General features: G+C 30.5%; 23 protein-coding genes and 2 pseudogenes. 7 read left to right on the forward strand and 18 right to left on the reverse strand.

What is annotated here, in order from left to right; all coding sequences use genetic code 11:
* Nucleotides 1-149: 149 nt before the first annotated feature.
* The 5 genes from CD113_RS02780 to CD113_RS02800 all read right to left on the reverse strand — a co-directional run bounded on the left by CD113_RS02780 (nucleotide 150) and on the right by CD113_RS02800 (nucleotide 4,740).
* Nucleotides 150-1,904: an ATP-binding protein gene (locus tag CD113_RS02780; RefSeq protein ID WP_002462196.1), complete on the reverse strand. Its 1,755-nt coding sequence runs from the start codon at nucleotides 1,902-1,904 to the stop codon at nucleotides 150-152.
* On the reverse strand, nucleotides 1,885-2,610 hold the full coding sequence (locus tag CD113_RS02785) for a response regulator (RefSeq protein ID WP_095092712.1): 726 nt from the start codon (nucleotides 2,608-2,610) through the stop codon (nucleotides 1,885-1,887). The genes CD113_RS02780 and CD113_RS02785 overlap by 20 nt, the downstream gene beginning before the upstream one ends.
* Before the next feature lie 133 nt (nucleotides 2,611-2,743).
* Entirely contained in the window at nucleotides 2,744-3,481 is a 738-nt protein-coding gene (locus CD113_RS02790; protein WP_002464309.1) for a pseudouridine synthase, read from the reverse strand.
* Nucleotides 3,474-4,016, reverse strand: a complete 543-nt coding sequence (scpB, locus tag CD113_RS02795; protein ID WP_002464310.1) for an SMC-Scp complex subunit ScpB — start codon at nucleotides 4,014-4,016, stop codon at nucleotides 3,474-3,476. Before scpB ends, CD113_RS02790 begins: the two co-directional genes overlap by 8 nt.
* A complete protein-coding gene (locus tag CD113_RS02800) occupies nucleotides 4,009-4,740 on the reverse strand; it encodes a segregation and condensation protein A (RefSeq protein ID WP_002464311.1) in 732 nt (243 codons plus the stop codon). Before CD113_RS02800 ends, scpB begins: the two co-directional genes overlap by 8 nt.
* A 93-nt stretch (nucleotides 4,741-4,833) precedes the next feature.
* On the opposite strand from CD113_RS02800, the gene CD113_RS02805 reads away from it, so the two are divergent.
* Nucleotides 4,834-5,364, forward strand: a complete 531-nt coding sequence (locus CD113_RS02805; protein WP_002464312.1) for a DUF309 domain-containing protein — start codon at nucleotides 4,834-4,836, stop codon at nucleotides 5,362-5,364.
* An 88-nt stretch (nucleotides 5,365-5,452) separates the two neighbouring features.
* Here CD113_RS02805 and xerD read toward each other — a convergent pair whose 3' ends face one another.
* The 3 genes from xerD to CD113_RS02820 all read right to left on the reverse strand — a co-directional run bounded on the left by xerD (nucleotide 5,453) and on the right by CD113_RS02820 (nucleotide 7,488).
* Nucleotides 5,453-6,340 (reverse strand): site-specific tyrosine recombinase XerD, encoded by an 888-nt coding sequence (xerD, locus tag CD113_RS02810; protein ID WP_095092714.1) that lies wholly within the window; start codon nucleotides 6,338-6,340, stop codon nucleotides 5,453-5,455.
* Between the two features lie 51 nt (nucleotides 6,341-6,391).
* A complete protein-coding gene (fur, locus tag CD113_RS02815; protein WP_002461701.1) occupies nucleotides 6,392-6,841 on the reverse strand; it encodes a ferric iron uptake transcriptional regulator in 450 nt (149 codons plus the stop codon).
* Nucleotides 6,842-6,945: 104 nt separating this feature from the next.
* On the reverse strand, nucleotides 6,946-7,488 hold the full coding sequence (locus CD113_RS02820) for an NUDIX domain-containing protein (protein ID WP_002461700.1): 543 nt from the start codon (nucleotides 7,486-7,488) through the stop codon (nucleotides 6,946-6,948).
* 82 nt (nucleotides 7,489-7,570) lie between these two features.
* Between CD113_RS02820 and CD113_RS02825 the strand changes: the two genes are divergently transcribed.
* Nucleotides 7,571-8,482, forward strand: coding sequence for an aldo/keto reductase (locus CD113_RS02825; protein WP_002461698.1), 912 nt, complete (start codon nucleotides 7,571-7,573; stop codon nucleotides 8,480-8,482).
* Between the two features lie 298 nt (nucleotides 8,483-8,780).
* Here CD113_RS02825 and CD113_RS02830 read toward each other — a convergent pair whose 3' ends face one another.
* Together CD113_RS02830 and CD113_RS02835 are read right to left on the reverse strand one after the other, a co-directional pair.
* Nucleotides 8,781-9,032: a hypothetical protein gene (locus CD113_RS02830; RefSeq protein ID WP_002461697.1), complete on the reverse strand. Its 252-nt coding sequence runs from the start codon at nucleotides 9,030-9,032 to the stop codon at nucleotides 8,781-8,783.
* Between the two features lie 5 nt (nucleotides 9,033-9,037).
* Nucleotides 9,038-9,808, reverse strand: a complete 771-nt coding sequence (locus CD113_RS02835) for an SDR family NAD(P)-dependent oxidoreductase (protein ID WP_002461695.1) — start codon at nucleotides 9,806-9,808, stop codon at nucleotides 9,038-9,040.
* Nucleotides 9,809-9,950: 142 nt separating this feature from the next.
* Here CD113_RS02835 and proC point away from each other — a divergent pair, with 142 nt between their 5' ends.
* Complete coding sequence (gene proC / locus CD113_RS02840) at nucleotides 9,951-10,763, forward strand: pyrroline-5-carboxylate reductase (RefSeq protein ID WP_002461694.1); 813 nt, start codon at nucleotides 9,951-9,953, stop codon at nucleotides 10,761-10,763.
* Between the two features lie 254 nt (nucleotides 10,764-11,017).
* Here the strand turns inward: proC and rnz are convergent, their stop codons facing one another.
* Nucleotides 11,018-11,938: a ribonuclease Z gene (gene rnz / locus CD113_RS02845; RefSeq protein ID WP_002461693.1), complete on the reverse strand. Its 921-nt coding sequence runs from the start codon at nucleotides 11,936-11,938 to the stop codon at nucleotides 11,018-11,020.
* A gap of 771 nt (nucleotides 11,939-12,709) precedes the next feature.
* Here rnz and zwf point away from each other — a divergent pair.
* The 3 genes from zwf to CD113_RS02860 all read left to right on the forward strand — a co-directional run bounded on the left by zwf (nucleotide 12,710) and on the right by CD113_RS02860 (nucleotide 16,231).
* Nucleotides 12,710-14,194 carry a glucose-6-phosphate dehydrogenase gene (gene zwf / locus CD113_RS02850; RefSeq protein WP_002461691.1) on the forward strand — a complete coding sequence of 495 codons (1,485 nt, stop codon included), beginning with the start codon at nucleotides 12,710-12,712 and terminating at the stop codon, nucleotides 14,192-14,194.
* A gap of 193 nt (nucleotides 14,195-14,387) precedes the next feature.
* Nucleotides 14,388-15,254 (forward strand): AraC family transcriptional regulator, encoded by an 867-nt coding sequence (locus CD113_RS02855; RefSeq protein WP_002461690.1) that lies wholly within the window; start codon nucleotides 14,388-14,390, stop codon nucleotides 15,252-15,254.
* Between the two features lie 77 nt (nucleotides 15,255-15,331).
* Nucleotides 15,332-16,231, forward strand: coding sequence for an NAD(P)/FAD-dependent oxidoreductase (locus CD113_RS02860; protein WP_002461689.1), 900 nt, complete (start codon nucleotides 15,332-15,334; stop codon nucleotides 16,229-16,231).
* A 171-nt stretch (nucleotides 16,232-16,402) separates the two neighbouring features.
* Here CD113_RS02860 and CD113_RS02865 read toward each other — a convergent pair whose 3' ends face one another.
* The 6 genes and pseudogenes from CD113_RS02865 to CD113_RS02890 all read right to left on the reverse strand — a co-directional run bounded on the left by CD113_RS02865 (nucleotide 16,403) and on the right by CD113_RS02890 (nucleotide 24,406).
* Nucleotides 16,403-18,055 carry a glycoside hydrolase family 13 protein gene (locus CD113_RS02865; RefSeq protein ID WP_095092716.1) on the reverse strand — a complete coding sequence of 551 codons (1,653 nt, stop codon included), beginning with the start codon at nucleotides 18,053-18,055 and terminating at the stop codon, nucleotides 16,403-16,405.
* A gap of 12 nt (nucleotides 18,056-18,067) precedes the next feature.
* Nucleotides 18,068-19,078 (reverse strand): annotated as a pseudogene (locus tag CD113_RS02870) (LacI family DNA-binding transcriptional regulator); the annotation flags it as partial.
* A 217-nt stretch (nucleotides 19,079-19,295) separates the two neighbouring features.
* A complete protein-coding gene (locus tag CD113_RS02875; protein ID WP_002461687.1) occupies nucleotides 19,296-19,667 on the reverse strand; it encodes a VOC family protein in 372 nt (123 codons plus the stop codon).
* Between the two features lie 502 nt (nucleotides 19,668-20,169).
* Nucleotides 20,170-20,910 (reverse strand): HAD family hydrolase, encoded by a 741-nt coding sequence (locus tag CD113_RS02880; protein WP_002461685.1) that lies wholly within the window; start codon nucleotides 20,908-20,910, stop codon nucleotides 20,170-20,172.
* An 890-nt stretch (nucleotides 20,911-21,800) separates the two neighbouring features.
* Nucleotides 21,801-23,207, reverse strand: a complete 1,407-nt coding sequence (gene gndA / locus CD113_RS02885) for an NADP-dependent phosphogluconate dehydrogenase (protein WP_002461684.1) — start codon at nucleotides 23,205-23,207, stop codon at nucleotides 21,801-21,803.
* Between the two features lie 68 nt (nucleotides 23,208-23,275).
* Nucleotides 23,276-24,406 carry a M20/M25/M40 family metallo-hydrolase gene (locus CD113_RS02890; protein ID WP_002461683.1) on the reverse strand — a complete coding sequence of 377 codons (1,131 nt, stop codon included), beginning with the start codon at nucleotides 24,404-24,406 and terminating at the stop codon, nucleotides 23,276-23,278.
* Nucleotides 24,407-24,559: 153 nt separating this feature from the next.
* Between CD113_RS02890 and prli42 the strand changes: the two are divergent.
* Nucleotides 24,560-24,652, forward strand: a pseudogene (prli42, locus tag CD113_RS12705) (stressosome-associated protein Prli42); the annotation flags it as partial.
* 158 nt (nucleotides 24,653-24,810) lie between these two features.
* Here prli42 and CD113_RS02895 read toward each other — a convergent pair.
* Nucleotides 24,811-25,734, reverse strand: a complete 924-nt coding sequence (locus CD113_RS02895) for an aromatic acid exporter family protein (RefSeq protein WP_050801494.1) — start codon at nucleotides 25,732-25,734, stop codon at nucleotides 24,811-24,813.
* Nucleotides 25,735-25,852: the final 118 nt, after the last annotated feature.

Raw genomic sequence — 25,852 nt, forward strand, 5'->3', positions numbered from 1 at the left:
TTAGCTTGGTGTTTTATTTAATTAAAAGTTGAAATATTTATTAACTACATTATGAAGTAAAGGTAAATTTGACATTACTATGTTTAAACAAAAAAGGATTAAAATGTCATTTCTACAACAACACTTTAATCCTTTAAATGAATTTCTATTTAAGATTGGGCTTTCGGTAATTTAATGATAAAGGTCGTACCTTTACCCCATTCACTTTCAACGTTAATACTTCCACCATGTTCTTCTATAATCATTTTACAAATAAATAATCCTAAGCCAGTGCCTTGTTTACCTCTAGTTCTGGCCGCATCTACTTTATAAAATCTTTCAAATACTTGTTGTAAATGCTCAGGTGCAATGCCAGTTCCAGTGTCACTGATATATAGCACATCTTTATCATTTTCACTATCACAAGTGATAGAAATACTATCACCTGATTTAGTATATCTTGAAGCATTATCAATAAGATTGGTTAACACTTGTTCCATTCTATCCATATCATAATCCCAAAGTTTATCTTCGCAATAATCAAATGTCATCGTTAAACCTAAATCTATAGCTTGTTGTCTATATTTTACTTTCATTTTATCTAATAATAATGAAATAGGTTGTATGTCTTTAACTACTGTTAAACCTTCAGCATCCATACGTGCTACATTTAACAATTCGTTCACTAATCGATTTAAGCGTTTAGATTCATCTAACACAATTGCTAAAGAATCACGTATTTCTTCAGGTTCAGTAACAATACCATCAACAATAGACTCTGTATAGCCTTGCAACAATGATATAGGTGTTCGCAATTCGTGTGATACATTAGCGATAAAATCTTTTTTCATTTGATCCAAGTTATGTTCATTTGTCATATCTCGAATTGTCACAACAATGCCACTTTTACCACCTTGTTGGATTTTATCAATATATGAAGTGATAACTACATAAAATCTTGTATTCATTTCTAAATCACGAATTTCTGTTTGTTGTGATATAAAAGTATCTTCTATTTGTTGTTCCAATGCATCTTTTGTCATGTCACCCATATTTAAGGTTATATCTTGAGCCATTTTATTCGAAATTAAAATTTCTCTATTTTCGTTAATACCTAAAACACCTTCAACCATAGAATTGATTAGACTATCTCGAATATTAGTCGATGTTGACAGTGCATCAATATGTTCTTCTATTTCTGTACTCATTTGGTTGAAAGTTCTAGATAATTGTCCAATTTCATCGTTTGTTGTAACAGTCGTCTTGTTAGTATAATCACCTGCTGCTAAACGTTGCGCTTGATCTCTCAAATGACGTAATGGCTTTGTAATTCGTGTAGATAAAAAGAACGCAAAAATTGTTGTCACAATTAAAAAGATTACAGCAGTTATAATTATAATGATTGTAATAGCGTTATTAGTATCTTCGATAGATTTTAAGTCTTTATAAATAAAAACGCCACTATAATTACTGTTACTATTCGTTTGCGCTTTAGTTGGATAACCAACCAGCATATATGATTTAGAATTTCCTTTATCATTGATTGTGACATTTTTAGTAATAGATTTGCCTTTATCAAAAACATCATCGAAATCATTATTTTTAGTAATTTCGTTTAACATTTTAACTTTTGTCTCAGACAATGATTTTGTTCGATGATTATGTTTATTATTTATAATCATTAAACCGCCAGGATTTTCAATTAACGTTTGACTATATTTAATCGCTTCTGACTTATTATGTGATTCTTCGACCAATGAACTGATGCGTTTAGCATCTTCTTTTATAGCATCTTCAGTATCTTGTGTGAAATAGTATTGCATAAATGTAATGAGAGCAATACTTAAGAAAATTAAAACTGTCGTTACTATTAAAATAATAGTTAACCACAGTTTAATTACGACACTATTTAGTCGGTTCATCATTCGCATTTACCTCGAATTTATAACCAACGCCCCACACAGTTTGAATCATTTGTGCAGCATCATGAGATACTCGATTTAACTTTTCTCTCAAACGTTTAACATGTGTATCTACAGTTCGTAAATCGCCATAAAATTCATAATGCCATACTTCTTTTAATAATTGTTCACGGTCAAAAACTTTATTTGGTGTTTTAGCCAAATAAATTAATAATTCATATTCTTTTGGTGTTAAATTAACTTCTTCATTATCAGCAAGTACGCGATGTGCATCATTATCTATTTTTAAATGTTTAAATTCTATTATATCTCTCGCGTGAGGTTCACTTTGATCTACAGTTGTAGATTGCGTTCTTCTAAGAAGTGCTTTAACGCGTAAGACGACTTCTCTTGGTGAAAATGGTTTAACAATATAATCATCTGCACCAGATTCAAAACCTTCCACACGGTTAGTTTCTTCTCCTTTAGCAGTTAACATGATAATTGGTGTTTGTTTATGTTCACGCAATTGAGTTGCCACTTCTATACCATCCATCTCTGGCAACATTAAATCGAGTAGTATGCAGGCATAATTATTTTCCATAGCAAGTTCTAAAGCTTCTTTACCATCACTTGCTTCATGGATTTCAAAAGATTCTCTTTCTAGATATAATTTTAGTAATCTTCTGATTCTATCCTCATCATCTACGATAAGTATTTCGTTTGACATACAGGTTCTACCTCCCACACTGTGCTTTTCATTACATACATATTATAGCATAGGAAAACGCATGCAGTTATTAAAAAAATAAAATTTGTGAAAAAAATCTCAAACTTTTTTGTTTAATACATACTTTTATTGATTAATTGCCATGTTCTGCCAAATGTCTCATAACTTTTACTTCATGAGGTGTTAGCACACGCTTATCTCCAGCATTAAGACCCACAATATTTAAAGGACCGTATTCAATACGGCTTAATTTTGATACATGATGACCAAAATGTTCGAACATCCTTCTAACTTGTCGATTGCGTCCTTCAGTAATCGTTATTTCAACTAACGTTGTATTTTTATCTTTATCTTGCTTTTTCACTTTAACTACGGCTGGTTGCGTTAAACCATCTTCTAATTCAATACCTTTTTCTAACGCTTTAACTTCTTCTCTCATTAAATATCCTTTTAATTTCGCAACATATTTCTTTTTAATTTGGTATCTAGGATGTGTCATTAAATTAGTAAACTCACCATCATTTGTTAGTAATAACAAACCAGATGTATCGTAATCTAAACGACCTACTGGATAAATACGTTCTTCAATTTCTGGAAAATAATCTGTAACAACTGTTCTATCTCTATCATCAGATACACTAGAAATAACTTGAGCTGGCTTATGAAATAACATATAAATTTTATCTTCTAGTTCTATTTTAATACCTTCAACTTCAATAACATCGGAAGGTTTAACTTTTGTACCCAGCTCAGTTACCACTTGACCATTCACTTGCACTTTTCCATCAGTAATTAATGTTTCTGCTTTTCTTCTTGATGTATAACCACTATTAGCAATACGTTTTTGTAATCTTTCTAATTCCTTAGTCATTATTTTCTCCTTTTTGATTGACTAAATTACTGAAAAAGTCGTCCATTTCTTCTTCGTCTTCTTCAGTTGTCGGTAAATCTTCAATATTTGAGATGCCAAACACATTTAAAAATAAATCTGTAGTAATGAGTTGTTGACTTCGTTCGCCATTAACTATTTTGGCTTCTACTAACCCTTTTGCTATTAATGTTTTTACTGCACCATCTGAGTTAATGCTTCTAATCATTTCAATATCACTTCTAGAAAGTGGTTGATTATAAGCAATAATTGATAATACTTCCATCGCAGCTTGAGACAATTTCATTTGAGACTTTTGTTCTATTAATTGTTCAATGTAATTTGCCGCTTCTTTCTTTGTTGTTAATATAACGGTTTTACCATATCGTTGAATCATTAAACCATTAGATTCATAGTCTTTAATTAAATTTTCTAACTCTTGCTCATTAATATCTAATATTTCTAATAGTTGTTGCTGCTCAATACCTTCATCACCAGCAGTAAAGAGTAACGATTCTAATATTCCCTGTTTATTCAAAACTGTAGTTCACTCCTCTTAAAATATTAATATCTTCAAAATTACGTTGTTGTTCAATATTAATAATTCCTGATTTTGACATTTCTAAAATTGCTAAAAAGTGAGTAACTACTTGTTCAATAGGTTCAGTAAATGTAAAAAGACTAAAAAAGTTAAAGGATTCTTTATTTTTTAGTCTTGCACGAACTTGATCTGTTGCTTGTTGTATCGTGAAGGTTTCTTTTCTTATTTCTACAACTTTAGGCGTGTTTAACTCAACTCTATTTTTAACTCTTTGATATGCGACGATTAATTCCGTTAAATCTATAGTATGGTTAGGATCCCATGATTCATCACTTTCTAAATGACTTAAATCTGTTGGTCGCTTCGTATAATAAAAATCACGTTGCTGCTTCATATCATTTAATATTGCAGTATATTCTTTATAATTTTGATATTCTATTAATCTACCAACCAAGTCTTCACGTGGATCATCGTCAACATCAATGTCATTTTGTGATTGAGGTAATAATAATTTACTTTTAATCATTAATAATTCTGATGCCATGACTAAATATTCACTTGCTAAATTAATTTCCAATTGTTTCATCGCATGAACGTATTGCATATATTGCTCAGTTAATGCTTTCATTGGGATATCATAAATATCAATTTCAAATTTTTGGATAAGATGCAATAATAAATCTAATGGCCCATTAAATGCATCTAATTTCACTTCATACATATTATCTACCTCAAATTGCGCGTTATATGTGCATCATTCACTAAAATATTATAGCATGAATATATGAAACTTTTAAATTAGGGTGGTAATTAAATGCAACAAGCACTTATCAAGTTTTATTATCAATTCCATACCCATCAACATTATTTTTTATGTCATGATATTTTAGAAGATGCTTGGAAAGAACAAGCAAACTATTCTAAAAGTGATGCTATTGTTGGTTTGATATTGTTTACAACTGCTTGTTATCATTATCGACGACATAATATTAAAGGTGCTGAAAAATCTTTTATTAAAGCTAAGCATATTTTAGCTACTACTACTGATGGTGATCAATTATATCTTGACCTTAAACAACTCCAATTACTCATTGACCGTTTACTATATAACATCCAAGAAAATAAAGTATATCAACCTGTAAAATTACCAATCTATGCTGAATTTGAACTTATAATTAGACAACAATACACAGACTATTATTTTAATCACCAAATAATTAACGATAGTTATATCATTAACCATCATCTTGAAAGAGATCGTTCAGAAGTTATTCATAACAAAGCGTTGGCACTAGCACAGCGACTTCGCGAACGACAACATAAAACCCACTACACTAAGGACTAACATACAATAAGTGTGACATGCTGTTACTAAACTTATATTGTCACACTTTCCTTAATACAGTGGGTTTATTTACTTTATCCATAATTAATCATGCTCTTGGATGATATTGATTATACATTTTTCTAATTTGAGACTTAGATACATGTGTATATAATTGTGTTGTTGATATGTCTGAATGTCCTAACATCTCTTGCACTGCTCTTAAATCAGCGCCATTCTCTAAAAGATGTGTTGCAAATGAATGTCTCAGTGTATGAGGTGTTAGTGTTTTATTTATATTAGCCTTAACACCATTTTGTTTAATCATTTTCCATATTGCTTGTCGTGATAATGATTTACCATGCATATTTAAAAATAATACATTAGTAACCGTCTTTTTTAACAATTGCGGACGAATCTCTTCTGTATATGTAGTTAAATAATCAATCACAGCATCTCCGAGAGGTACGATACGCTCTTTGTCACCTTTACCAAACACTCTGACAAAGCCCATTATTAAATTAACATCATCTAATTCCAAATGAATGACTTCAGATACACGCATACCGGTTGCATATAATAATTCAAGCATGGTCCTATCTCTATAACCATTTAACTTATTTAAATCAGGTGCTTCTAATAAAGCTAGTACCTCTTCGATATTTAACACGTCTGGTAACTTTTTTTCATATTTAGGTGATTCTAATAACACTGTCGGATCTTTTGCTGCATAGCGTTCTCTTAATGCAAATTGATGAAAACTGCGAATCGTAGAAATAAATCTTGCTAACGACTTAGCAGATTGACCTTGATCAATTAAATAACCCAAACACTCTTGAATGACTTGCCTATCAACAAAGTCAATATGAGCAATGCGTTGTTCTTCTAAATATTCTTGATATTTTTTTAAATCTCTTTTATAAGCACCGATTGTATTAGCACTTAAACCTTTTTCTAATTGAATAAATTTTAAATATTCTTCAATAATTGTATCCATCCGAACACCTCTAAAAAATTGCGAAGGTTATATTAACCTACGCAATTACTGTTATCCTTTACCTTTCAATTGGCATTCTTCACAAACACCATGAAACGTTAAGCGATGATCTAAAATTTTAAACTTAAACTCTGACTCAACTCTATTTTCAACTTCTGGTAATAAATCTTCATCAATTTCATCAACTTTGCCACATTCCATACATACTAAATGATGATGGAAATGTTTAGCGCCTTCTTTGCGTAAATCAAAACGAGCGACACCATCACCAAAGTTGATTTTATCGACAACTTTTAGTTCAGCTAATAGTTCTAATGTTCTATACACAGTCGCTAATCCAATTTCTGGTGCTTTATCTTTTACTTTTAAATATACATCTTCAGCACTAAGATGATCTTTCTCATTTTCAATTAAAACTCTTACAGTAGCTTCGCGTTGCGGAGTTAATTTATAAGAGGATTGTTGTAATTGTTGTTTAACACGATTTAAACGTTCTTCCAACGATGTCCACTCCTCTACTAATAATTAAAATCATTACAAATTATTGTTTACTTCATGTATAAAATTAACAGTTTTCTCAATAAAACGCAAGCATTTCTCAATTGTTATTTAGAATGATTATAATTTAGTAACAGATATTGTAATGCGATAACTGTTTTTGCATCCTCAATTTCCTTGTTATCAAGCATATTTCGAATATTATCAATTGGAATTTTATATAATTCAACAAATTCATCGTCATCTAAATTTAAAGTTCCTTCTATTAACTTATCAGTAAAATATATAGACAGTTTCTCGTTACAAAATCCTGGAGAACCATACATATCAGTAATATGTTGTAGTGTATTTGTTTTGTAACCTGTTTCCTCTTCTAATTCTCGTTTGGCTGCTTCTTCTCTTTCTTCTTGCTGTTCTAATTTACCAGCAGGAATCTCTAATAATGTTTGCTCAACAGCCTTACGATATTGTTTAACTAACAACACTTCATTATTCGGTGTTACAGCACAAATTGCGACTGCACCATTATGATAAACTAACTCTCTCGTTGATGTTTGACCATCTGGCAACTCAACTTTGTGTACTTCTAAATCAATAATATGTCCATTATATATCACTGTACGATCAATTGTTTTTTCTTTAAAAGACATTTATAATCACGTTCCTTTCATTTTATTTTATTAATTGATAAACTAGCATTGTTAGTTAAAGTGTATCGAAAGGAGAACATTCATGCAAAAAAATATATTAAAAAGTGGCATTGAATTATCTGAATTAGGGTTAGGTTGTATGAGTTTAGGCACTGATTTCAAACAAGCTCAACCCATTATAGAACGAGCTATCGAACAAGGAATTACTTACTTTGATACTGCTGATATGTATGATAAAGGTGTTAACGAAGAAATAGTTGGACGTGCACTTAAAAAGTACCAACAAAGAGATGATATTGTTATAGGAACCAAAGTGGGAAATCGTTTAACTGACAATGGTGATACGATTTGGGATCCATCAAAAGCGTATATTAAAGAAGCAGTCAAAGGCTCTCTTAAACGGTTAGGCTTAGATCATTTAGATTTATATCAATTACATGGTGGTACTATTGATGACCCATTAGATGAAACAATTAGTGCTTTCGATGAATTGAAGCAAGAAGGTATTATACGTGCTTATGGTATTTCATCAATCAGACCAAATGTTATAAATTACTACTTGAAACACAGTCAAATTGACACAATCATGTCTCAATTTAATCTTATAGATAACCGACCAGAAGATTTATTAGATGCTATCCATGATAAAAATGTTAAAGTTCTTGCACGTGGCCCGGTATTTAAAGGGTTGCTAACAGCAAATAGCGTTGATGCACTTGACCAAAAATTTAAAGACGGTATATTTGACTATACTCACGATGACTTAGGAGAAACGATTGCGTCTATCAAAGAAATTGAAAGTAATTTAACTGCTTTAACATTCAATTATTTAACATCCCACGATGCTTTAGGTTCAATTATTGTGGGTGCTAGCAGTGTTGAGCAACTTGATGAAAATATTGAAAATTACTATAAGGAAGTTAGTTTAGATCAAATTAAAGCTGCAAGAGAACGTGTTAAAGATTTACAATATACAAATCATTTAATCAACTAACATCTATTAATACGACTAAATTGACATATATTTTGATTATCTTGATGTCTATCAATCAAACTTAAATCATTGTTCAAAACATCTTTGAAATTGATTATAAAAATTTAGCCCTTTGATATAGCTAAATTTCCTTAGTTATATCAAAGGGTTTTATTAGGTTCTCTGTTAAAATGGACTGATACATAATTATTTTTTAAGTCTCGTACCCCACCTTAGGAGTCTTGGCTTCAAAATAATTTATATTTTAAATTATTCACTTTATATTTATCAGTCCTAAACATTAGAGAATCTTTTATTATTAATATTGCTTTTTATAGATAATATCGTCAACATCATAATCTTCTGATTGCTGGCTAATACTTACACCTAGGACTTGATGTTGTAGCACTAATAACTTAAATTTCTCTGCAACAAACTGTTGTTCTGTTGAATTTAAAGCATTAAAACATTCTTGACCAATTAAGTCACGAAGTTGAAACACTTCAAAAGCCCTTTTATATTGAGCATTTGTTATAGCTTGTCGAACAATACCTTCTATACTACAAATCAACTCAACTACCCCTTTTCACCTTTATTACTAAACAATCTTTTAAAATATTTTTCAGCAAGTCGTGGTGCCAGTTGATACATTTTCAACATATAATGCATCCAACGAGGCTCATTAATTTCTAACTGTCTCTTAAGGATACCTTTAATAATTTTATCTGCTAGTTCATCTGCATTAATCATTAATTTTTCAACTTTTTTAGCATAAGTATTGCTAGGGTCTGCTTTTTGATGAAATGGTGTGGCTACAGGTCCAGTGTTAACTGTCATAATATGTAACGTCGGTTCTTCTAACCTTAAAGCGTTTAATAATGCATAGATGGCTGCTTTTGATGCACCATAGTGAGCCGCATAAGCTTGAGTAACAAATGCCGCTTGGCTAGTGATACCAACGATATGACCATCATCACTTATAAAAGGTCGTAATACAGACAACAATAAGTTAAAAGCTAAAATATTCAATTGATACGTATTAATCATTTCTTTATCATTATGTTGGTCTATAGCTTTAAAGTAACCCATTCCAGCGCTATAGATCAAGCCATCAATTTTGGGTAGTGTATCGAACACATTAACTAAATGTTGTATGTCTTCTTGGCAAGTTAAATCGCATGATACAATGTTTATTAACTCAGGATATTGATCTTTATATAATTGATGTGCTTTGTTCATATCTCGTACTAACAATGTTACATGAACTTTTTTAGCTAACAATTTAAAGACAAGTGCGTTACCAAGTCCACTTGTTCCACCTGTAACAACATAATGTTGTCCTATCAACTTACTCCCTCCTTTTCTACTATTACTATACTTTGAATTATGTTAATTATTACTTACATGACAACGGGACTCATTATGTTAATATATTATTATAATAAATATATACACAATACAAATCAAAAATTAAAGGGATGTGGTATTAATGAAACTTGTATTTTATGGCGCTGGAAACATGGCTCAAGCAATTTTTACTGGCATTATTAACTCTAGTAATTTAGATCCTAATGATATTTACTTAACAAACAAGTCTAACGAACAAGCGTTGAAAGATTTTGCTGCTAAACTAGGTGTTAATTATAGTTATGATGATAAACAATTATTAAAAGATGCGGATTATGTATTTCTAGGGACTAAACCTCATGATTTTGATGCGCTTGCTGAACGTATCACTGAACACGTTAGTGAAAGTAATCGTTTCATTTCTATCATGGCAGGTATACCTATAGATTATATTCAACAACAATTAAATTGTAAAAATCCTATCGCACGAATTATGCCAAACACAAATGCACAAGTTGGGCATTCCGTAACTGGAATCAGTTTTTCCACTAATTTTGATCCTAAATCTAAAGATGAAGTGAACGACTTAGTTAAAGCTTTTGGCTCTGTTATTGAAGTGTCTGAGGACCATTTACATCAAGTTACAGCCATAACTGGAAGCGGTCCAGCATTTTTATATCATGTCTTTGAACAATATGTTAAAGCTGGTACTAAATTAGGTTTAGAAAAAGAACAAGTCGAAGAATCTATTAGAAATTTAATTATCGGGACAAGTAAGATGATTGAGCGTTCAGATTTAAGTATGGCTCAATTACGTAAAAATATTACCTCCAAAGGTGGTACAACTCAAGCGGGTTTAGATACATTATCTCAATATGATATCGTTGCCATTTTTGAAGACTGTTTAAATGCTGCAGTAGAACGAAGCATTGAATTATCTAATGTTGAAGATTAATTATTATAACTATTCATCATGAACTAAATTTTAAGGGAGTGATACTAAGAAATACTTTTTTGAAAACTTATTTCTTAGTACCACTCCCCTTATTTAATATTTAGTTATCATTAATGGTTCTCTCCCAAGTTGGACTGATACATAATTATTCTTTTTTTATTTATCAGTCCTAAAAAAAATAGATAACCTCATTAATGTGACTATATTTAACAGTAGTTAAAAAAGTAAGTGTACAACTTAATCTCAAGTTCATTTTATATTTTAAAACTATCAAAATCTTTAACAAAGCTAAATTGTGGTGTATCTGCTTTATTCTGTAATGCTTGGTTAATTTGCTCAATATCTTCAACATTGTATCGGTTACTTAAATGCGTGATTAAACTATGTTTTACTTGGGCATGTTTTATCAAATCAAAAACATCATCAATATGACTGTGATGATAATTATTGGCAAGTGTTTTTTCACCTTCGATATAAGTCGCTTCATGCACCATTAAATCGGCATATTGTGCTATGTATTGTTCATTGGCACAAGGTTTCGTATCGCCAAAAATAGCAATGATAGGACCTTTTTTTGATTGTCCTCTGAAATCTTGTGATTGATAAAGTTGTCCATTATATTCAAATGTGTCTTGTAATTTAACTTCTTGATACTTAGGGCCAGGTTCTAAACCGATATCTCTTAGTGCTTGTACATTAATGGTACCCGTTGTTTCTGGGGCTTCAATACGATAACCATATGATGGTATCCCATGATTTAAGATACGTGCTTCTACAGTAAAGCCGTCATGACTATATGATAAGTCCTCATCAATTTCAATATATGTAATAGGATAATTTAAATGAGATTCTGATAATGATAGTGACATTTCCACAAACTCTTTAATACCTTTTGGACCTATTAATGTAAGGGGCTTTCCATCGCCACCTTGGAACGAACGACTTGAAAGTAGACCAGGTAAGCCAAAAATATGATCACCATGCATATGTGTAATAAAAATATGGCTCACTTTTCCTAATTTCAGAGAATGATGTAGGATTTGATGTTGTGTACCTTCTCCAACGTCGAACAGCCATATGGAATTAGAATACGGTTCTAAGTTTAATGCGATTGCTTGTGTATTTCTTTCTTTTGTAGGCAAACCGGCACTCGTACCAAAAAATGTAACTTCCATATATGCCCCTCCTTTTCTTCAATTTATTTTATCATAAAATCATAATGATTATTATTTTAAATTTTATTAAAATCTTCACTAACTAAATCCATGACATATACAGTCATACGTCTAAGGAACGTAAAAGAAGCTATTTTAGTGGTAAATATATGACATCGTCTCGTCTTTGTATGACTGACTAATTTTATAAAAGCTCATTTATCAATATCATAGTAATCAAACAGCTATTATCAATCGCATCATATTTAATGACGATTATTTTTTGCTGCAACGTCATACTATATATAAATAGCAACTTGCGTTATACTAAGCAGTAATAATAATTATTTGTAATATTATAAGTTATCATATTTTGAATAATAGTTAATATTTGTAGTGACCTTTATGTAATTACGCTCAGCATAACATGTTAACGATTTGTTCGTGTTCAATATCATATTAGTGATATGAAGATTATTTTTGAAAATTAGCAACTATAATATAATTAATGATTATCATATTTTAAAAGTTGTGGCGTATTGTTTCGGTAGTAGCACAGGTGAGTGGGACAGAAATAAATTTTATTTCGTAATCCCAACCCGGCAAGACTGGTTAAGACAACAAATATTGGTTTATCATTGATTTATTGTCCCGACAGTTACTGTCAATTGCATCATATTAAATAAAGTATGCTGTTTATCGCAGTCTCTTCAAGCATATTATATGACGTTTGTATTGCTTTTATCTTATAATATTAAATCATATATCTAAATAAGAATTGAGGTTTTAATCTTGAGTACTAACAACAAACATATTCCTTGTTTAATTACAATTTTTGGTGCAACTGGTGATTTAAGTCACAGAAAATTATTCCCATCTATTTTCCATCTTTATCAACAGGATAATTTAGATGAACATATTGCAATCATCGGTATCGGACGTCGTGACCTTACTAATGATGATTTCCGAAATCAAGTTAAATCATCAATTCAAAAGCACGTTAAAGATACACATAAAATAGATGCATTTATGGAACATGTTTTTTATCATAAACATGATGTCAGTGAAGAAGAAAGTTATCAAGAGCTATTAACATTTAGTAATAAACTAGATGACGAATTTAAATTACAAGGTAATCGCTTATTTTATTTAGCTATGGCGCCACAATTCTTTGGTGTTATTTCAGATTTCTTAAAATCATCCGGCTTAACTAAAACAAAAGGATTTAAACGTTTAGTCATTGAAAAACCTTTTGGTAGTGATTTGAAATCTGCAGAAGCACTTAATAATCAAATTCGTAAATCATTTAAAGAAGAAGAAATTTACCGTATTGACCATTATTTAGGTAAAGATATGGTACAAAATATTGAAGTATTAAGATTTGCAAATGCTATGTTCGAGCCATTATGGAATAATAAATATATTTCAAATATCCAAGTCACATCTTCAGAAGTATTAGGCGTTGAAGATCGTGGTGGCTATTATGAATCAAGTGGCGCATTAAAAGATATGGTACAAAACCACATGTTACAAATGGTTGCCTTATTAGCTATGGAAGCGCCTATTAGTTTAAATAGTGACGATATCCGTGCTGAAAAAGTTAAAGTATTGAAATCATTACGCCACTTAGAACCTGAAGATGTTAAAAAGAACTTTGTTCGCGGACAATATGGTGAAGGTTATATCGATGGTAAAAAAGTTAAAGCATATCGTGATGAAGATCGTGTTGCCAATGATTCAGAAACACCTACATTTGTATCTGGTAAATTAACGATTGATAATTTCAGATGGGCTGGCGTTCCTTTCTATATTCGAACTGGTAAACGTATGAAAACTAAAACAATTCAAGTTGTTGTTGAATTTAAAGAAGTCCCTATGAATCTATATTATGAAACTGATAAACGTCTTGATTCTAATTTATTAGTCATAAATATCCAACCTAATGAAGGTGTATCATTGCATTTAAATGCTAAGAAAAATACACAAGGTATTGAAACAGAACCTGTACAATTATCATATTCAATGAGTGCACAAGATAAAATGAACACCGTAGATGCGTATGAAAATCTATTGTTCGACTGTCTAAAAGGCGATGCCACAAACTTTACGCATTGGGAAGAACTTAAATCTACTTGGAAATTTGTAGACGCTATTCAAGATCAGTGGAATATGATTGACCCTGAATTCCCTAATTATGTATCAGGTACTAACGGACCATTAGAAAGTGAATTATTATTATCGCGTGACGGTAATCAATGGTGGGACGATATCCATTAATTTAATGTTAAAATGTTCAAGCGAATCATAGAAATAGTAAAGTTATCAATCATATACTTATTTTTATGACTCGCTTTTTCTATACAACTTTTAATTAGTAAACTAATTTAATAAACCACTAACTAATAGGTGTATATTACTTAAAAATAATGTAAAATATAAGTAAATGATTGAATTAATTGGAGTGAAAGTTTTGGACGTTATCAAGCAAATACAACAGGCAATTGTTTATATTGAAGATCGTTTATTAGAGCCGTTCAATTTGCAAGCATTAAGTGATTACGTTGGGCTTTCGCCTTATCATCTTGATCAATCTTTTAAAATGATTGTCGGCTTATCACCAGAAGCTTATGCAAGAGCTCGTAAAATGACTTTGGCAGCGAATGATGTAGTAAATGGTGCAACACGCTTAATGGATATCGCAAAAAAGTATCATTATGCTAATTCTAATGATTTCGCTAATGATTTCAGTGATTTTCACGGTGTATCTCCTATTCAAGCATCAACTAAAAAAAATGAGTTACAAATTCAAAAGAGATTATATATTAAACTATCCACTACTGAAAGAGCGCCTTATCGCTATAGATTAGAAAAAACAGAAGATATTTCATTAGTTGGCTATGTTCGCTTTATTGAAACAAAGGATTTATCGCATCCTTTCAACGTACCCGATTTTTTAGAAGACTTGCTCATCGATGGTAAGATAAAAGAGTTAAGGCGTTATAACGATATCAGCCCTTTTGAACTTTTTGTCGTTAGTTGTCCTTTGGATGATGGTTTAGAAATTTTTGTAGGCGTTCCAAGTGAAAGGTACCCTGCTCACTTAGAAAGTAGATATTTACCTAGTAGACATTATGCTAAATTTAATTTACAAGGCGAAATTGATTATGCAACAAATGAAGCGTGGTATTATATTGAATCTAGTCTACAATTAACATTACCTTATGAACGCAATAGTTTATATGTTGAGGTCTACCCTCTTGATATCACATTCGAAGATTCGTTTACTAAAATACAATTGTGGGTACCTGTTAAACAAGGTTCATATCATGAATATTAACAATTAACTAAAAGAGTAGTTTTTTACACTACTCTTTTTTATTATTAACAAATTGAAAATTAGGAAGGTGTTTACATATGTATGATGTCATCATAATTGGCGGAGGGCCTGCAGGTCTTGCTAGCGCCTTAACATTAGGGCGCGCACTTAAAACGACTTTAGTTATTGATAACGATAATCCAAGAAATAAAGTTACTGAACATTCACATGCTTTTTTAACTCAAGATGGTGTTACACCTAGTACTTTACGTCAAAACGCACAACACGATGTTGACAAATATGCTGACGTAGAACGACTTAACGACACAGTTATTGATATTAAGAAGATTGAACAATATTTTGAAGTACAAACTTTAAACTCAACATTTAAAGCACGTAAAATAATGATTTGTACTGGTTTAAAACAGCAATTACCTCATATAGATGGTATTGAAGCTTGTTATGGCAAATCTGTTTTTTACTGTCCATGGTGTGATGGTTATGAACTCAAAGATCAATCGTTAATCGTATCTGTTCCATCTGAACATATTACCTTTATGGCAAAATTAGTTTCAAATTGGGTTAGTGATATTATTATGAATCCTTCTGATGACAACCATTTAACTCAAGAGGACATAAAGTACCTTCAAAATAAAAATATTCAACTTATAAATGGAAAAATTAAACGCTTTGAACATGATAATGGTCAACTAAGTCGTGTTATTTTTGAAGATGGTAAAACTATCACACGTTCTGCTGGTTTAGTTGGTATTGAATTGGATAGCCATTTCGAATTTTTAACATCATTAAATTTAAAACGAGCAGATGATGATAGTATTGATATCGATGAATTTGGAGAAACATCAGTTAAAGGTGTGTTCGTTGCTGGCGAATCTTCAACGATTAGACCTTCACAATTGATTGACGCTGCTTCAAGTGGTAATAATATTGCTAAGTTTGTTGCAATGCAAATCATCGATGAAGATGATATTGAATAATATAACAATAACCTCAGAAAAGGAATTTAACTTTTCTGAGGTTAATTATTAGTCGTTAATATGCATTGTTTTATAGCCAAATTATTATGTGTCAAATGTAGCTTCTATGTTGCAAATGATATTTAATTTTACTCCTAAGTAAATGATGTATTATCGTTGCACATTCCAGATTTAGTCGTTAATTTCAGCAACAAATGCTTCATACGGCTGTAAATTTTCTAAATCAATGTCACTATCATAATTATGCAGTTTTATCGTTAAGTCTGACTCATCAAATGAAGTATTAAGTTTTGATTTTTCAGCAGTTAAATTTCCTACAACTAATACTTTTTTATCATTTAATGTTCTCGTATAAGCAAATACATTTCTATTATCAGCATCTACTAAATCAAAATTACCGTAAACATAAATATCATCTGATTTACGTAATTGAATTAAGTCTTTATAAAATTGTAATACTGAATGATCATCATTTAATTGCTGTGCAACATTAATCGTACGATAATTTGGATTGACCGGGAACCAAGGTTGTCCCTTAGTAAAGCCACCATTTAATGAATCATCCCATTGCATAGGTGTACGTGAATTGTCACGATTTTCATCTTTATATTTAGCTAATAACGCCTCAACATCGCCACCTTGTTGTTTAACAATGTTGTAATCATTTTTAACTGCAACATCATTAAATGTTTCAATACTCTCAAACGGATAGTTTGTCATGCCTATTTCTTGTCCTTGATAAATAAAAGGTGTTCCTTGTTGTAAGAAATATACTGCCGCATGACTTGTAGCAGATTCATACCAATATTGCTCATCATTTCCCCATGTTGATACGCGTCTTGGTTGATCATGATTTTCAATAAATAAAGCATTCCAACCCTTACCTTCGAGTTGCTTTTGCCATCTATTTAAAATATCTTTATATGATTTAACATCAAATTTAGAGTCTCCACTATTCCATAAACCTAAATGTTCAAATTGGAATATCATATTAAATTTACCATTTTGTTCACCAACCCACTCATCTGCATTATCAGGGCTAACACCATTAGCTTCTCCAACTGTCATAATGTCATATTGGCTTAATGATTTATCTTTCATTTCTTGAAGCCAATCTTGAATTCCTGGTTGATTCATATCAACATCAAAGGCCGGTGCATATGATTTACCTTCTGGTACTGGTAAGTCACCTGCTTCAAATGTTTTTTTAATATGGGTAATGGCATCTACTCTGAAACCATCAATACCTTTATCAAACCACCAATTCATCATTTCGAATACAGCATTTCTAACATCGGGGTTATCCCAATTTAAATCTGGTTGTTTTTTACTAAATAAATGGAAATAATATTGTCCTGTATGCTCATCATATTCCCAAGTTGAACCATTAAAAATACTTTCCCAATTATTAGGTTCTGAGCCATCTGGTTTAGGGTCTTGCCAAATATACCAATCTCTTTTTGGATTATCTTTACTAGATTTTGATTCAACAAACCAAGGATGCTCATCAGATGTATGATTAACCACTAGATCTAATATTAATTTCATATCTCTTTGATGAACTTCATTTAGTAGCTTGTCAAAATCAGCCATTGTTCCAAATTCATCCATAATATCCATATAATCACTGATATCATAACCGTTATCATCATTCGGTGATTTGTACATTGGACTCAACCAAATGACATCAATACCTAAATCTTTTAAATAATCTAATTTATCAATAAGACCTGGTAAATCACCAATACCATCATTATTACTATCATTAAAACTTCTAGGATAAACTTGATATGCAACTGCTTCTTTCCACCATTGTTTAGTCATTTTAAAACTCCTTTATCTTTGTGTCGATTGTCGTATATTTAATTTAGTATCAACTAATGTATATTGTGCCATGGATTGTGGTGTATCATTTATCATATTTAACACTGCTATACCTGCTAACTTACCTAACTCTTGTGGCTGAATATCTATGGTAGTTTGTGGTGGCGATGCATTAGCAGTTAAATATGAGTCATTAAATGTTGCTGTAATAACATCGTTCGGAATAGATATGTTAAGTTCATATAACACACTTAGAACCACTAAGTGCAACATGGCATCAGAGGTAATGACTGCTAACTTATTCCTTTTTAGTCGAGCACTATTCGCTTTAAAATATGTCATGATCTCATCTCTATTAATATCTAGTTCGACAATTTGATGCTTTATCTGTCGATTCATCACAGTTGTTTCAAAGCCTAATTTTCTATCTTTAAACACTTCAAAATGAGCTGGTTCACATATATAAATGATTTCATTAATATCTTGTGAAATAACATGTTCAGTTAAACGCTTTGAAGCTAAAATATTATCATTATCAATATGAGGTATAGTTAAATCTTCATCATTGACTGGTTTGCCTAAGACAACAAAAGGCAGACCTTCTGAACTTAATAACTGTTTAATCGGGTCATGTTCTTTTGAATATAGCAACACAAATGCATCTACTATTTGTTGTTTCATCATTATGTTAACTTCATTTACTAAATCTTCTATGTTATTAGATACAGTTGTTTGTGTACCATAACCACGTTGATTACACTGTTGTGAAATACCCAGCAATACATTGATATAAAATGGATTTAAACGTATTTGTTCATCTGAACCTTTTAATATTAATCCAATTTTATAGGATTGATTTGTCTTTAATGTTCTTGCAGCTGAATTTGGATAATAATTCAATTTTTCCATCATTTGTGATACTTTAGCTACTGTTTCTTTACTGATGCGTGAATTACCCTTTACGACTCTTGATACTGTTGAGGGTGAGACACCTGCTAATTTTGCAACATCTTTAAGTGTGACCGTAAAATCACCTCTTTATCTTCTATAATTATAAGTAAACGTTTTCAACTACAATTTTAGTTTAGCTACCAACATTGTAAATGTCAAAACATTTGTGCAAACGTTTGCACAAAATACTAATAAAAAATCTCTTACCCATGTTTGTAAGAGACTTAAAATTATAATTTCAGTGTTAGCATTTAAAATATAACTTAACAATACTATAAATGCGTCTGTTTTAATCACTGACAGCAAAATAATTGCCTTGACCATCTTGGAAATTAAACACACGTGCACCATTCATTTCAATAATATCGTGACCTGTCAAATTTAATGAATTTAATTTGTTATATAAGGCATCAAAATTACTTTCTTTAAACATTAGTGACGGCGTTCCAAGATTAACTTCAGGACTATATTTTTCAATAAATTCCTTAGACATAATTGATAATGATGTTTCTGCTGTTGCCGTTGGTGCAACTTCAATTGCTTTATAATCTTCTACTAAATTCGTTTCACTTATAATGACAAAATTTAATGTTTCTGTCCAAAAAGATTTTGCCTGTTCTACATCATTCACGTATAACATAACTTGATTTAATTTTTGCATGGTATTTTCCTCTGTATCTATGATTTGATTGTTATCATATCACATTTCTCACTATATTTATTACTATATGATTATTAAATTTTCTTTTATCGCTATTATACTAATAATCATACAAAACAATGGAATAACCCATGAAAGATATTATTTCATCCTTTCCAAATGAATCTATTAAAACAATAACCGTAGACAATGGTAAAGATTTTTCCTGTTATAAATCCATAGAAGAATAATTTAGTATCGATATTTACATTGTCGCTCCATATCCAGCTTCACAACGTGGTACTAACGTAAATTCTCATGGTTTACTTAGAGAATTTTTTCCAAAGAGAACAGACATAGGAAAAGTAACTCAAAAAATTAGATTATGCTTTAATTACTATTAATAAATGACCAACCAAGACAACGCATAATTTGAAATACACTTTATGAGACGAATTATTACACTAAATCAGACAACACAACATATAAAAAACTATATTTTCAAATTCTTTAATGTCTTATTTTACTTAGTTATTTTAAATTCTTTATATTTATTATCTAAGAGAGTTTTTAGAAGAACTTCTATTTTATCATTACAAACGTAGATGTCATCACTTACATTTAATTCTTTATCTGAATTAGTTAACCAAATAGCAGACATATTAACATTTAATGCGCCTAAAATGTCATTGTTAAAAGAATCTCCTATAAACAAACAGTCTCTAGGATCAACATTCAGTTTGGAAGTGACATATAGAAAAGCTTGGGGATTTGGCTTTTCATAACCTATATTTTGAGATATAAAAATATTTTTTTCAAATATTGATCTTATATTGAGATTATCAATTTTACTGTTTTGTTCTTTAACCTTTCCATTAGTGAGGATGGCGATGTTCACATTTTCTTTCAAGGTCAAAAGTAAATCATTCATTTTTCTATTAACAGTTATACTAGACAATAGTTTAGTGAAAAAGGATTCGAAATACTTATTAGCTTCTTCACGAGAAATATTTAAATTAAAATGTTTTAAAGTTTTAATTAACCTTAACTCTCTCAATTCATCTAAGGTAATAATCCCTTCATCATGTTGTTTCCAAAAGTATAGATCATATTTTTTATATAGTTGCATAAAATCTCTATAATTTATATCTTTAAATAAACTATATCCTTTAAAAGTATGTTTATTAGCTTTTAACCATAAATCATTAAAAGAAAACAGCGTATTATCTAAATCAAAAATAATTAATTTTACATTTTTAATCATAATTCATCCTCCCTTTTAAAATGGATGAAAATTGTTTTACAAATTTATTTAAGTTGCCATTGGTGTCAAAATATTAATATATAGTTGTTTTGGAGATTTACCTAATAATGTGATATGTTCAATCTAGAATAAAATATCGCATTATCACTAGTATCTTAATTTCTAATATTTTCATAAACAAAATAGTTTCCATACTTTCGCATTTTTCTATCATTTTGCAATTAAATTATGTATTACACAGATGTCTAATTCTTTTACATACTAAGATATTATTGAAATTTCTATCAAATAATAGGAATAAATTGATTTTTTCAATACCTTTCCACTTTTTTAACTGAATATTTGAATCGTCTACACTTAGCTGGATAATTTCTATTTGAATAGATAATGTTAATCTAACAAGGTAGGAGTATTCACAGTTCTCTTAACTTCTTTTCTTTCTGTTCACCTGCAAACGCTGATAATCTTAATTAAGTAACTTTCAACTTTTAATTACACATTTTCAGTACTCCTAACTAAATTATCAGTTATTGATTAGTATTTCACCTTAATTATTTTCGCTACACTCTTTACTTACAACAATAATATTCTTATCAACTATATACAAATAATATATTACCATTAAATCATAAAAAAAGAGTTAAATAATTTTCAAAAATAAACTTATTGTCTCAATAACTTTTAACTTTGTAAAAATAAAGGTTCAATAGCTAAGATTTAGTTGTCCTATTAACGGATTAACATTCAAAATAAATGTCATTAGCAATAATAGGAGTATCAGATTTTATTATATTCTATAAATCTACCTAACCTTCAAATTATCTTATCAATCGAAATTATTATAGAGTCAAAAAAAAACGGATAGCTACCTGCTATCCGCTTCATTCATATTATTCTTCAACCCATTGTGTATGGAAGACACCTGGTTTATCTTTTCTTTCGTATGTGTGAGCTCCGAAGTAGTCACGTTGTGCTTGAATTAAGTTTGCTGGTAAGTCAGCTGAACGATAACTATCATAATAATTAATACTTGATGAGAATCCTGGAGTTGAAACACCATTTTGTACACCAGTTGCTACAACATCACGTAAGGCGTCTTGATAGTCAGTTACAATATTTTTGAAGTATGGATCTAATAGTAAATTTTGTAATCCTGGGTTATTATCATATGCATCTTTAATTTTTTGTAAGAATTGTGCACGAATGATACATCCTTCTCTCCAGATCATTGCTAGATCTCCAAGTTTAAGGTTCCATTCATTATCTTCACTTGCTTTACGCATTTGAGCAAACCCTTGTGCGTATGAACAAATTTTACTCATGTATAATGCTTTACGAATTTTTTCAAGGAATTCTTTTTTGTCACCAGTAAATGATGCTTGTGGACCATTTAATTCTTTTGAAGCATTAACACGCTCTTCTTTAATTGATGAAATAAAACGAGCAAATACTGATTCTGTAATAATTGTCAATGGAATACCTAATTCTAGCGCATTAATTGAAGTCCATTTTCCTGTACCTTTTTGTCCCGCAGTATCAAGAATTTTTTCAACAAGTGGTTCGTTTTCTTCATCTAATTTAGTGAAAATATCACCTGTAATTTCAATTAAATAACTTTCTAATTCACCAGCATTCCAATCTTTAAATGTTTGTGCAATTTCTTCATGTGACATACCTAATAGTTCTTTCATCATAGCATAACTTTCAGCTATTAATTGCATGTCGGCATATTCAATACCATTGTGCACCATTTTGACATAATGTCCTGCACCATTTGGGCCAATATAAGTGACACATGAAGCACCATCTTTTGCCTTAGCAGCGATAGCATCTAAAATGTCAGCAACTTTATTATATGCTTCTTCTTGACCACCAGGCATTAATGACGGACCAGTTAATGCACCAATTTCACCGCCTGATACGCCCATACCGATAAAGTTAATACCACTTTCAGCTAATGCTTTATTACGTCTAATTGTATCTTCATAGTTGGTATTACCACCGTCAATTAAGATATCATCATCATCTAGTAATGGTAATAAACTTTCAATTGTAGCATCAGTCGCTTTACCTGCTTTTACCATTAATAAAATTTTGCGGGGTTTTTCTAATGAATTTACAAATTCTTCTAATGAATAAGTAGGATGAATATTCTTTCCTTTTGATTCTTCTACCATTAAATCTGTTTTTTCACTTGAACGATTATAAACTGAAACACTATATCCACGTGATTCAATGTTCCAAGCTAGGTTTTTACCCATTACGGCTAAACCAATAACTCCAATTTGTTGTGTCATATTACTTACCTCACTTGTTCAAATTTTCATTAGTATTGTATCACAAAAGTACTCTTCACTTCACTATATCAGTTTGATTCGCGTGCTACTATTGTAATTATTTCTAAAACTTGCTGTGCTAATAAATTTAGAGATGCTATAGGCATTCTTTCGTTGGTAGTATGAATGTTTTCATAACCTACCCCTAATATCACTGAAGGGATACCTAATGTGTTAATGATACTTCCATCTGAGCCTCCACCTGATATCACAGTTTCATTTGATAGTCCAAGATTCTGAGCACTCAATTTAGCAATGTCAACTACTGGTTCGTTATTATTAATCTTAAAGCCAGGATAACTTTGTTCAATCGTTACTTCAGCTTTACCACCAAATTCTTCAGCTGTACTTTCAAAAATGTCTTTCATATGTTCTACTTGAGTTTTGATACTGTCATCATTGTGAGAACGTGCTTCTGCCTCTAGAAATACAGTATCTGCCACAATATTAGTTGCTGAACCACCGTGGAACTTACCGATATTTGCCGTTGTCTCTTCGTCAATTTGCCCTAAATTCATTCTACTTATGGCTTTCGCTGCTAAATTGATAGCACTTATACCTTCTTTTGGTGTACTTGCATGTGCTGTTTTGCCAGTAATTTTAGTTGAAATTAACATTTGAGTTGGTGCTCCTACAACTGTTGTACCAACATCTACGTTGGCATCAAGTGCATAACCAAAATCAGCATCTAATAGGTCAGGATTTAACTGTTTAGCTCCTAATAAGCCTGATTCTTCACCAACAGTAATAACAAATTGTAATTGGCCATGTGGAAGTTGTTGTTCTTGTAGTACAGTTAACACTTCAATAATAGCTGCTAATCCTGCTTTATCATCAGCACCCAAAATAGTAGTACCATCCGAATAAATATAACCGTCTTCATTAATAAGTGGTTGTATATTAAGTCCAGGTACAACTGTATCCATATGACTAGTAAAATATAATTTGTTAGTATCATGTTCTACATTACTAGCCAACGTACAAACTAAATTATTGGCGCCTAATTTATCATGTTGACTTGCTTGATCTTCGACAACATCTAGTCCTAATGATGAAAATTTATCTTTTAAAATAGGTTGTATTTGTTCTTCATGTCCCGTTTCAGAATTAATTTTTACTAATTCTATAAATGTGTCTAACAAACGTTGCTCATTAATCATTCGAAAAGCCCCTTTATAATTATTAATGTTATTCTAACTCATATAATTAAGTTAGAAAAATATATTGATTGCTAATTTCAACTTATCGTATAATGATTAAAATGTATAACATTGATGACAGCATCATTTTTCTTTAATTTTCGGAGGTCGACTATGAATAACAAAGTATTAAGAATTATTATTATTGTCATGTTAGTGTCTGTGGTACTAGCACTTATATTAACGAGTTTAATACCTATTATGTAATCAATTTTTTAAAATTTAAACCAACAAGCCAGTAAATGAGTTATTCAAAAGTCATTTACTGGCTTGTTTAATATTATAGAATTTGTCTTGATAGTTAGCATATTAATATTAATTCATGAACATTATCAATACTAGAATTCTTTTAACTGAGTCTCTGTTTAAGTTATTTCACTATGCATTTTTAATGAGCCAAATTGAGATTTAATTTGCAAATATTCCTCTAATTCATTCAAAATTTGAATCACACTTGCTCTAGAGTTAAGCGCTTGATGAGAAGTAGGCAATGGTAATTGATCTAATTTCAAACGTAACTCATACAAATTATGTAGTCTCATTGCAGTATAGTCATTACTATTTACGTTTTGTCCAATTTCTGTTAGCAATTTTGACAAATCATCAAGTAATGGATCATGATGACTTATATTTTCAAGAAGTGGTTTCATTCTTATTAATAATTCAACTTGTTCTTCTCTCATATCAAAGTAATGATAGTATGAATTTTCATTTCTGACAAAATGATTTTTAACATCTCTAAAGGCAATTGATTTTGCTTTTTTGATTTTTAATAGTAAATCATCAAATTCTAACGCAATGGTTTCGTTATACTTTTGACAAATATAACTAAATTGATTAAATACATCAGCAATTTGATTTTCAATTTGACATTTAAATTGATCCAATTTTTTATCTAAGCTAGGCATCATTAAATTCATTATAAAAGCGATACTTAAACCAATGATTAATAATAATGTTTCATTAATAATTAAATGTAAGTTAATCGCTTTTGCATTAAATACATGTAGTAAGATAACACAACTTGTAATTACACCTTCTTGAACCTTTAATACTACAGTTAACGGTATAAATAACAAAACAATAAGCCCTAGGACTATAGCATTTTGGCCTAACAAACTAAATATCGCTGAACCTAAAAATAAAACTAAAAAACACGACACTAGTCTTGAGTTAATCGCTTGAAGTGAATGTACTTTAGTATGTTTAATACATAAAACGACCAATATAGCACTAGAGGCGTAATTATCTAAACCTAATAGTTTACTAATAATTACACCTAAAGTCATACCCACGGCTGTTTTTATAGTTGACGGATTGTAATATTAAGTGCAACACCTATAAAATTTCATAAAAAAATGCCCATGATTGGCACTTTATTGTAAGATGTTAATAACGACAAAAACA

The sequence above is a fragment of the Staphylococcus simiae genome (assembly GCF_002902085.1).
GTDB classification, from domain to species: Bacteria; Bacillota; Bacilli; order Staphylococcales; family Staphylococcaceae; genus Staphylococcus; species Staphylococcus simiae.

Bases quoted from the DNA above. Each gene is read 5' to 3' on its own strand.
- CD113_RS02780 (WP_002462196.1), bottom strand. From the start codon at position 1,904: ATGATGAACCGACTAAATAGTGTCGTAATTAAACTGTGGTTAACTATT.
- CD113_RS02785 (WP_095092712.1), bottom strand. From the start codon at position 2,610: ATGTCAAACGAAATACTTATCGTAGATGATGAGGATAGAATCAGAAGA.
- CD113_RS02790 (WP_002464309.1), bottom strand. From the start codon at position 3,481: ATGACTAAGGAATTAGAAAGATTACAAAAACGTATTGCTAATAGTGGT.
- CD113_RS02800 (WP_002464311.1), bottom strand. From the start codon at position 4,740: ATGTATGAAGTGAAATTAGATGCATTTAATGGGCCATTAGATTTATTA.
- CD113_RS02805 (WP_002464312.1), top strand. From the start codon at position 4,834: ATGCAACAAGCACTTATCAAGTTTTATTATCAATTCCATACCCATCAA.
- xerD (WP_095092714.1), bottom strand. From the start codon at position 6,340: ATGGATACAATTATTGAAGAATATTTAAAATTTATTCAATTAGAAAAA.
- CD113_RS02820 (WP_002461700.1), bottom strand. From the start codon at position 7,488: ATGTCTTTTAAAGAAAAAACAATTGATCGTACAGTGATATATAATGGA.
- CD113_RS02825 (WP_002461698.1), top strand. From the start codon at position 7,571: ATGCAAAAAAATATATTAAAAAGTGGCATTGAATTATCTGAATTAGGG.
- proC (WP_002461694.1), top strand. From the start codon at position 9,951: ATGAAACTTGTATTTTATGGCGCTGGAAACATGGCTCAAGCAATTTTT.
- rnz (WP_002461693.1), bottom strand. From the start codon at position 11,938: ATGGAAGTTACATTTTTTGGTACGAGTGCCGGTTTGCCTACAAAAGAA.
- CD113_RS02860 (WP_002461689.1), top strand. From the start codon at position 15,332: ATGTATGATGTCATCATAATTGGCGGAGGGCCTGCAGGTCTTGCTAGC.
- CD113_RS02865 (WP_095092716.1), bottom strand. From the start codon at position 18,055: ATGACTAAACAATGGTGGAAAGAAGCAGTTGCATATCAAGTTTATCCT.
- CD113_RS02875 (WP_002461687.1), bottom strand. From the start codon at position 19,667: ATGCAAAAATTAAATCAAGTTATGTTATACGTGAATGATGTAGAACAG.
- CD113_RS02880 (WP_002461685.1), bottom strand. From the start codon at position 20,910: ATGATTAAAAATGTAAAATTAATTATTTTTGATTTAGATAATACGCTG.
- gndA (WP_002461684.1), bottom strand. From the start codon at position 23,207: ATGACACAACAAATTGGAGTTATTGGTTTAGCCGTAATGGGTAAAAAC.
- CD113_RS02890 (WP_002461683.1), bottom strand. From the start codon at position 24,406: ATGATTAATGAGCAACGTTTGTTAGACACATTTATAGAATTAGTAAAA.
- CD113_RS02895 (WP_050801494.1), bottom strand. From the start codon at position 25,734: ATGACTTTAGGTGTAATTATTAGTAAACTATTAGGTTTAGATAATTAC.